This is a genomic window from Mesorhizobium sp., assembly GCF_024509055.1.
Taxonomy (GTDB): domain Bacteria; phylum Pseudomonadota; class Alphaproteobacteria; order Rhizobiales; family Rhizobiaceae; genus Mesorhizobium.
Window position 1 is genome coordinate 1 of the sequence record NZ_JANINM010000103.1, and the last position, 4,887, is coordinate 4,887.

The window sequence follows — 4,887 nt, forward strand, 5'->3', positions numbered from 1 at the left end:
CCGGCGATGTGAGCCATGTCGACCATCAGATAGGCGCCGATCGAATCGGCGATCTCGCGAAAACGCTTCCAGTCCCAGATGCGCGAATAGGCGGTGCCGCCGGCCAGGATCAGCTTCGGCTTCGTCTCATGCGCGGTCTTCTCGATCGCGTCCATGTCGAGCAGGTGGTCGTCCTTGCGCACGCCGTAGGACACGACCTTGAACCACTTGCCGCTCATGTTGACCGGCGAGCCGTGAGTGAGATGGCCGCCCGAATTCAGGTCGAGGCCCATGAAGGTATCGCCGGGTTGCAGCAGCGCCAGGAATACGGCCTGGTTCATCTGGCTGCCGGAGTTGGGCTGGACGTTGGCGAAGTTGCAGCCGAACAGCTTCTTGGCGCGCTCGATGGCCAGTTCCTCGGCCACGTCGACGAACTGGCAGCCGCCATAATAGCGCTTGCCCGGATAACCCTCGGCATATTTGTTGGTCATGATCGAGCCCTGCGCCTCGAGCACGGCGCGGGAAACGATGTTTTCCGATGCGATCAGTTCGATCTCATGACGCTGGCGGCCGAGCTCGTTGCGGATCGATCCGAAGATCTCCGGGTCGGCATCTGCAAGCGTCGTCTCGAAGAAGGATTCTTGTTTGCTGGAGGCTGCCGCTGCTGATGACATGGCCTGAAATCCTTGAGGTTCGAGGGTTTTGGAAAATCCGCCGCGCCATTAACACGATTGTTTCCGGCCCGCCACGTTTGCGGCGCGAAATTTGCTGGCCGGTTTGCGCCAAGACGGGCCCGGCCGGCGCTATTCCCGCGGCTCGCGGCCCTTCATGATCGCTTCGGAATAGGTGATTTCGGTGAACAGCTTGCGCGCGGTGTGATCGTTGATGTCGCCGCTGCGGAACATGGCTTGAAGCTCGGCACGCTCGGCATCCATTCCGGCAAGCCTCAGCTCGCGCTCGAGCCGCCCTGAATCGCGGGCCTCGGCGCGCGCCTCGTCACCGTCATCGGAAATGGCGATGCGGCGGCGGTAGGTGGAAACGACGCTCTCGGCGATGGCAAGCCTAGCCTCGCTCTCCTCCGCGTCGCCACTTTCGCTGGCGAGGCTTTCGATCCTGGCGATCGCCGCGTTGGCCGCTCTGACCCGCGCCCTGCGTTCCTCGGCGGCGCCGGGATCGTCGCCAGGCTCGACGAGACCGCGCGAGATCCTGGGCAAGGTGAGACTGGCGATCGCCAGCGAGCAGATGATGACGCCGGCGGCGAGAAAGATGACGAGGTCTCGCGCCGGAAAGGCAGATCCATCCTGCAGGGCCTGCGGCAGCGACAGGATGCCCGCCAGCGTTATCGCGCCACGCACGCCGGCGACCGACCCGGCAAGCCTGACGCGGAAGCCGAAGGGCTCCGCCTTGCGCTTGCCGAGTCGCGCGGCGAGCACGGCGCCCATATCGCCGATCCAGATCCAGATATAACGCAGGCCGATCAGGCAAAGCGTCAGGATGAGCACCGTTAGCGCCGGCTCGAAGAGCCAATGTCGGGTGGTCAGCTCCGGCGGCACCTTGCGGATGATGTCCGGCAGTTGCAGGCCGAGCAGGATGAAGAGCGCGCCGTTGAAGACGAAGATCAGCGTCGACCAGAGCGAGATCGTCTGGATACGCGCCGACACCGCCATGTAGCGGACGATACCGGAGACCCCGGTCAGAAGGCCCGCGGTGACCGCCGCCAGAACACCCGAGGCGCCGAAATGCTCGGCGATGAGATAGGCGACGAAAGGCAGCAGGATCAGTACAAGCACCTGGGCTTCGGCCGGTGTGCTGGCGATACGGCCCAGGATCTGCAGGCTCTTGGCAGCGACGAACAAGGCCGCGACGCCGGCGAGAATGCCGATGGCAACGGCGTAGAGGAAGTTCAGCGAGGCGTCGGCCAGCGAAAAGCTGCCGGTCAGTGCCGCCGCGACTGCGAAGCGGAACATGACGAGGCCGGAGGCGTCGTTGAGCAGGGATTCGCCTTCCAGGATATGCATCAGGCGGGCCGGGACGACATTGCGGTCGACGATGGAGGAGACCGCAACCGCATCGGTGGGCGACAGCACGGCGGCCAGCGCGAAGGCGACGACCAGCGGGATGCTCGGCACCAGCCAGTGCAGCGCATAGCCGAAGCCAACGATGGTGAAGAAGACCAACCCGATGGCGAGATCGAGGATCGGCCGGCGCAGCGCGATCAACTCGCGCTTCGGCGCGGAGAAGGCGTCGCCGAACAGGAGCGGCGGGATGAACACCAGGAGAAAGAGTTCCGGATCGATCTCGACATGCAGGCCCCGCGCCGGCCATGCAAGGACAGCACCGATCGCGATCTGCAACACCGGCAACGGCAGGCGTACCAGTCGCACCAGCGCGCCGGAGAGCGTCACGAAAGCGAGCACGACGAGGATAAAGACGGCAACGTCCATGGCGCGATTCCGGCTGTCTGGCCGACCATGCGCAATTGCCGGCGCGGCGTCCAGTTGGGTGGCACATGATCGGCCCAGGCGATGACCAAAGAACCTGGCCTAGTCGAGCAAACGAAAAGGCCGCCTCGAGGGCGGCCTTTCGCTATTAATATCAGATACTTACTGCGCGGAGCTGATCTGAAGCGTGTTGTTGCCGTCGAGGCCGTAGATGTCGTCGCGGAACTGGACGACGCCAGGGCCCGTCGACCAGGCCGACAGATAGAGGAAGTGGACCGGCACCGGATTGACGACCTGGATCGGCGTGTTCTCGCCGGTCTTGATCGCCGCCTCGAAATGCTGGCGATCCCAGCCGGGCGTATCGCGCAGGATCCACGTGACAAGATCGCGCACGTTCTGGACGCGCACGCAACCCGAGGAGTCGAAGCGCATCATCTGGCCGAACAGGCTCTGCTGCGGCGTGTCGTGCATATAGACGCCATCGGGGCTCGGGAAGTTGATCTTGACCGAGGCCATCGCGTTGTTGCTGCCCGGATCCTGGCGGAAACGGTACTTGGCAGCATCGTCCGTCGACCAGTCGATCGTCAACGGATCGACCTCGCTGCCATTCGGCGCGAACAGGCGGATGTGGCTGTCCTTGAGATAGTTAGGGTTCTTCCGCATCAGCGGAATGATGTCCTTGCGCACGATCGAGACCGGCGCGTTCCAGTACGGATTGACGATGATCTCGTTGATCTTCGAATTCACGATCGGCGTCTGCCGGTCGATCTTGCCAACGATCGCGGTGTGGCGAAGCACGACGCGGTCGTTCTCGACCGCCTCGACCTGCGCCCCCGGGATGTCGACCAGCACATAGCGGCTGCCCAGCGTGCCAGCCTTTTCCTTCAGGCGCTGCAAATTGGTCTGCAACTGGCCGAGACGGACCTGCGCCGTGACGTTCATCGCCGCATAGGTGTATTTGCCCATCGAACCGTCGGCCGGCAGGCCGTGGCGGAGCTGGAAGCGCTTGACCGCCGAATCGACATAGGAATCGAAGGCGGTCGAAATGCCGGCGCTCTGCGGCAGGTCGCCACACATCATCAGGCGCTTGCGCAACGGCACGACATCCGGATCGTCGGCGCCGAGCTGCAGCTTCTTGGTCGCCGGAACCTGCTCCCAGCCGCCCTGGGACACGATGTTCTGGTACTGCGCCACCGCCTGCTCGGTGAAGGCGACGGTCTGCTGGCTGAAAATAGGCAGCGTCGAGGCAACCTTGTTGGTGTCGCTGGCGCGGGCGTCGAACTGGTCGTCCCAATTGCCGCGTGTCGAGGATTTCAGGATATCCCCCACCACGTCCTGCGCGCTGGCCCGGCCGGCAACGGCGGCGGCGGCGAGCAAGGAGGCTCCGGTAAGGAAGAAACGGCGGCTGGTTCTCATGGACGGTCCAGACATTCTAGCTGTGTCAATCTCGCTCAGTTCGCTCTACTGGCGGGTTGCCCGCACTCTAGGGTTGGCAATCTTAACAATTAGCCAACCATGACCAGCGTCGCTCGGCTGCCAGAACGCACAGCGACGAGGCCGGTTTCACGAAGCGCAGGGCACAGGCCCGCAGCATCACCCGTATCCTCGCTTTCACTGCGATTATGGCGGCAACGTGGCCTTGGCCCGCGATTTGCTTGCGGTGGCGCAATGAAAGGAAAAGGACCGGTGCTTTTCGGCACCGGTCCCGATGTTTCCCCCTGCCGCGCTTCTGCGGCGCGGACTCATCGTCTCAGGCGGGGGATGCGCTCACATCCGGTAGGCGATGGTGTCGTTCCAGAAGCGATCCAGGCGCTGCAGCGCACGGTTCATCTGCTTGAACTCGTCGGTGTTGATGCCGCCGACCGCCTCGATCGAGCCGACATGACGCTCGTAGAGACCTGCCACCACGTCCGCCACCTCGTTGCCCTTCGGCGTCAGCGAGACGCGGACCGAACGGCGGTCGATGCGCGAGCGCTGGTGGTTGATGAAGCCGAGATCGACGAGCTTCTTCAGATTGTAGGACACGTTCGAGCCGAGATAGTAGCCACGCGAACGCAGCTCGCCGGCGGTCAGCTCCGAGTTGCCGATGTTGAAGAGCAGCAGCGCCTGGATGGCGTTGATGTCGGAACGGCCGTTGCGGTCGAACTCGTCCTTGATCACGTCAAGCAGACGGCGGTGCAGACGCTCAACCAGCTGCAGCGATTCCATGTACAGCGAACGGATAGCCTCGCGGCGATCGTCGGATACGTTTGCGGTCTTCGCCGCCGGACGCGAATTGATCATTGTCTTTGCCTCTCGTTTGTCGCCTTGGTGATTTTTTGTTTTTCACCTTGATCGCGACACTATCGAATACTCATAAAATTCGACTTAAACGCCAGGGCTAACAAGAGCTTACCGGTAAGAGGTTTCGGAAGACGCTTAACGATCGGTCACCCGAGCAAGAACAATTAACCTAAAGATTTAGCCA

At 62.8% G+C, this 4,887-nt stretch carries 3 protein-coding genes and 1 pseudogene; all 4 read right to left on the reverse strand.

The window, feature by feature from the left end:
• Window positions 1-653: pseudogene (gene glyA / locus Q0L57_RS06070) on the reverse strand (serine hydroxymethyltransferase); the annotation flags it as partial.
• Window positions 654-782: 129 nt separating this feature from the next.
• Window positions 783-2,423, reverse strand: a complete 1,641-nt coding sequence (locus tag Q0L57_RS06075) for a Na+/H+ antiporter (protein WP_296739475.1) — start codon at window positions 2,421-2,423, stop codon at window positions 783-785.
• Window positions 2,424-2,582: 159 nt separating this feature from the next.
• Entirely contained in the window at window positions 2,583-3,836 is a 1,254-nt protein-coding gene (locus Q0L57_RS06080; RefSeq protein WP_296739478.1) for a L,D-transpeptidase family protein, read from the reverse strand.
• A 351-nt stretch (window positions 3,837-4,187) separates the two neighbouring features.
• Complete coding sequence (locus Q0L57_RS06085) at window positions 4,188-4,703, reverse strand: MarR family winged helix-turn-helix transcriptional regulator (protein WP_040983294.1); 516 nt, start codon at window positions 4,701-4,703, stop codon at window positions 4,188-4,190.
• Window positions 4,704-4,887: the final 184 nt, after the last annotated feature.